This window comes from Xenorhabdus griffiniae, from assembly GCF_015163655.1.
GTDB classification, from domain to species: Bacteria; Pseudomonadota; Gammaproteobacteria; order Enterobacterales; family Enterobacteriaceae; genus Xenorhabdus; species Xenorhabdus griffiniae.
Genome location: NZ_JADEUF010000185.1, coordinates 1 through 3814 on the forward strand (window position 1 = coordinate 1; position 3814 = coordinate 3814).

At 42.1% G+C, this 3814-nt stretch carries 4 protein-coding genes; all 4 read left to right on the forward strand.

Going from position 1 to position 3814, the window contains the following annotated elements; genetic code table 11:
* The first annotated feature begins 343 nt into the window (after positions 1 to 343).
* The 4 genes from cobA to IQ211_RS18260 all read left to right on the forward strand — a co-directional run bounded on the left by cobA (position 344) and on the right by IQ211_RS18260 (position 3640).
* Positions 344 to 1102 (forward strand): uroporphyrinogen-III C-methyltransferase, encoded by a 759-nt coding sequence (gene cobA, locus IQ211_RS18245; RefSeq protein ID WP_189759933.1) that lies wholly within the window; start codon positions 344 to 346, stop codon positions 1100 to 1102.
* Positions 1099 to 2172 carry a threonine-phosphate decarboxylase CobD gene (cobD, locus tag IQ211_RS18250; protein ID WP_189759932.1) on the forward strand — a complete coding sequence of 358 codons (1074 nt, stop codon included), beginning with the start codon at positions 1099 to 1101 and terminating at the stop codon, positions 2170 to 2172. The genes cobA and cobD overlap by 4 nt, the downstream gene beginning before the upstream one ends.
* Entirely contained in the window at positions 2165 to 3025 is an 861-nt protein-coding gene (locus IQ211_RS18255) for a GHMP family kinase ATP-binding protein (protein ID WP_189759931.1), read from the forward strand. Before cobD ends, IQ211_RS18255 begins: the two co-directional genes overlap by 8 nt.
* Positions 3026 to 3238: 213 nt before the next feature.
* The gene (locus IQ211_RS18260; RefSeq protein WP_189759930.1) at positions 3239 to 3640 is read left to right on the forward strand and encodes a VOC family protein; all 402 of its coding nucleotides are present in this window, start codon (positions 3239 to 3241) and stop codon (positions 3638 to 3640) included.
* Positions 3641 to 3814 lie beyond the last annotated feature (174 nt).

The window sequence follows — 3814 nt, forward strand, 5'->3', positions numbered from 1 at the left end:
AATAAAAAAATTAAATTTATTAGCAAGATAAAGAAACTTTCATATGTAAAAATATTTACAACAGACAACGAAACTCAATTTAAAAATAATTCAAACTTAATAATACGAATATTGATATAAATCAAATTCACTTACCCCACATTAAAGTAATAATTATAAAAAACTGAAATCGACATAACACTGCTCATAAGAACAAGAAGAAATCATCCATAAAGCAATAAATAAAAAATATAAGGCAGAATAAACAAACTTTTATAAAAACAAAAAATAGAGCCTCACTATCCTGATGAAAATATATTTTTCTCTTTGATGATTTATATTTTAATTCCATAGAGGTAATTCAATGAATAAAGGCAATGTATGGTTAGTGGGAGCTGGCCCTGGTGATGCGGGTTTAATTACAGTCAAAGGATTACGCTGTATTCAATCTGCGGATGTCATTGTTCATGACCGTCTCGTCAATCCTGAACTTATTGCCCAGGTATCCGACCACTGTGAAATTATTAATGTTGGGAAAGAACATGATTACCATCCCATCCCACAAGACGAGATTAATCAAATTCTGGTCAGACATGCGCAGGCAGGAAAACGGGTTGTTCGCTTAAAAGGCGGCGATCCCTATGTTTTCGGCCGTGGAGGGGAAGAAGCGGAAGTGCTGGCACAACATGGCATCAAATTTGAAGTCATTCCGGGGATCAGTTCCTCAATTGGTGGATTAACCTATGCCGGTATTCCCATTACCCACCGCAATTATGCATCGAGTTTCCACGTTGTGACTGGACACACTTCTCAAGGCAATGAACAACAGAATTGGGAGATACTCGCCCAATTGGAAGGCACATTAGTTATTCTAATGGGGATGAGCCGCCTGATGGAGATCTGCCAACAATTGATGCTATATGGTAAATCCCCCACAACACCTGCTGCGGTGATCATGTATGCCAGCCATCCCAAACAAGAGAGCGTGACAGGCACATTGGAAACCCTGGCTGCAAAAGCGGAAGCGAAGCATTTACATGCCCCCGCGCTGATTGTGGTTGGTGATGTCGTCAATTTAGGGGCAATGCTCTCCTTCCCTCCCACTTACGGAGCAATACCATGAGTGAACATGGCGGCAATATCATCGGCATTGCCCAGCAATATGGCCTTTCCGCCAATGAGCTGATTGATTTCAGTGCCAATATCAATCCATTAGGTGCATCAGAACGGGTTAAGGTGTTGATCAAAAATAGTCTTGCCGACATCGAAAAGTACCCAGATGCGGAATATCGCCACTTGCATCAGGCGATAGCAGAGGCCCATCAATGCGATTACAACTCAGTAATCGCAGGCAATGGTGCAACAGAACTGATCTATGCTGTCACCCGTTATCTCAATCCTAAGCGCGCCTTGCTGCTTATCCCAGGATTTGCTGAATATCGACGAGCTTTGCGGCAAATTGGTACAGAAATTATCAACTATCCATTAACAGAGGAAGCCGGATTTCAACCTGATTTACGCCTGCTTAATACGCTTTCCACAATTCAACCCGATTGCGTTTTTATCGCCACACCCAATAATCCTACCGGATTAATGCCGGACAATCCGTTTATGCAATCGCTAGTAGAACATTGTGAGCGACAAGGGATTGCATTGATTGTCGATGAATCCTTTATTGATTTTCTCCCTGAGAATCGAGGGTTGATTCCGCAAGTGGCTGTCTCTAAGCATCTTTATGTATTACGTTCAATGACCAAATTCTTTGCCATTCCCGGATTACGTTTGGGCTATTTAATTAGCGGAAATATCGCAGGGATTGCAGAGATGAAAAACCGGCGTGAACCGTGGTCAATGAATGCCTTTGCTGCGCGGGTTGGAGAAATTTTGTTTGATGAACATGACTATATTGCTGCAACACATCAATGGCTAACATCACAGCAACATTATCTATGGACCCAGCTTTTAACTTTCCCAGAACTGACTGTCTGGCCGCCATCGGCTAATTTTCTGTTCTTCCGCTGTCATAAACCCAATGTTGATTTATGGCATGCTTTACTTAAATATCGGCTGTTAATTCGTCATTGTAAAAATTATGTTGGGTTAGATGAACGCTACTATCGCATAGCCGTGCGCAGTGAGTGGGAAAATCAGCGCCTAATTGCAGCGATGCAACAGGTTTTTGCCTATGGCTGAAGCCTCTTGTCCCGCTTCCTGTGGAGAGCTGCTACAAGGATGGCTGTTTGGAGGAGAAAAGTTAATCTCCTGCCCAATCAATTGGTTCAGTTGTGTTTCCGTTAGTGAAGGAATTCCCATACCACATGAACGGCCACGTATGCGCCAAATGGTAAATTTACTGCTGAATTACTGGCAGGAACCACCAGAATTGACTGCTGGCTTGCGTATTGAATATCAATCGACAATTCCAATCGCCAAAGGCATGGCCAGCAGCACAGCGGATATTGCTGCTACCGCCCAGGCCACCGCCAGATTATTGGGTAAGTCACTGGAAAGCACGGAGCTAGCACAACTCTGTGTCAAACTGGAGCCTACTGACAGTACAATATTCAAACGATTGACCTTGTTTGACCATCTCACCGCCCAGACTCAAATTCCCTTCGATTGGCAACCTGATATTGATATTTTGCTGTTGGAAAGCCCACAAACCATTTTGACAGAAGAATATCACCAACAGGATCATCACGCACAAGGGCGGGATAATGCCCTTTTATTCCAACATGCCTGGTGGCAATTTCATACCGCGAACCAACAGCATGACTATGACCGCCTTGGGGAGGCTTGCACGTTAAGCGCCATCGCCAGCCAATCGATACTACCGAAACCCTGTTTTGATCAACTGCGGGATTTGGTTGAGCAAACGGGTATCTATGGCCTGAACGTTGCCCATAGTGGCAGTATCGTCGGCCTGTTGTTCGACTCACATCGCCATGACGTCAATTACCTACGCTGGTGGCTGCATCAAAAGAAAATTTCTGAGCACTATCCAAAAACTCACCAGGTTAAACTCATTGCGGGGGGTGTTCGCTGAAATCTATACATATCTTCACATTTTCCTTATTATAAATAACATAATTTAAACAATGAATTAAACCCTATGGAAAATACAACTCTGACACCCGCTACAATTGACGCTTTCATGTCACTCGACATTCGCATTGGCAAAATTATCAAAGCAGAAAAAAACGTGAAATTAGGCACCCGAATGTTGTAATTTTTTAAGTCGTAAAATAATAGGAATACCATGAGAACACAGAAAAGATGTATGGGTTACGTCGCTATCGTTGTAGATGATTATGATAGAGCTATCGATTATTACACCAATAAATTGGGATTTACATTAGTAGAAGATACGCCACAGCCAGGAAAAAGATGGGTTGTTGTCACGCCAAACCCGGAAAGTGACTGTAACTTACTGCTGGCAAGAGCCTCTAACGAAAAACAAGAAGCATTTATTGGTAACCAATGTGGCGGACGGGTATTCTTGTTCCTGCAATCTGACGACTTTTGGCGTGATTATCACAAAATGAAAGAAAATGGCGTCCATTTTTGTGAGGAACCCCGTCAGGAAGAATATGGTATGGTCGTCGTTTTTGAAGACATTTATGGAAACCGTTGGGATTTATATCAGAATGCGGTTGCTTAGAGGATTCTTATAAATATGACCATTAGCCCAATTATATTGGGCTATTACTTGGATTCGACTAATAAGAGCACTCTTTATATCCTGGATCAATAAAAAAAGTCATCAACCTTATTTAAAATAGATATATTACTCCTTATCAATACCCGTTAATAAATATTAACCATATCCATATTC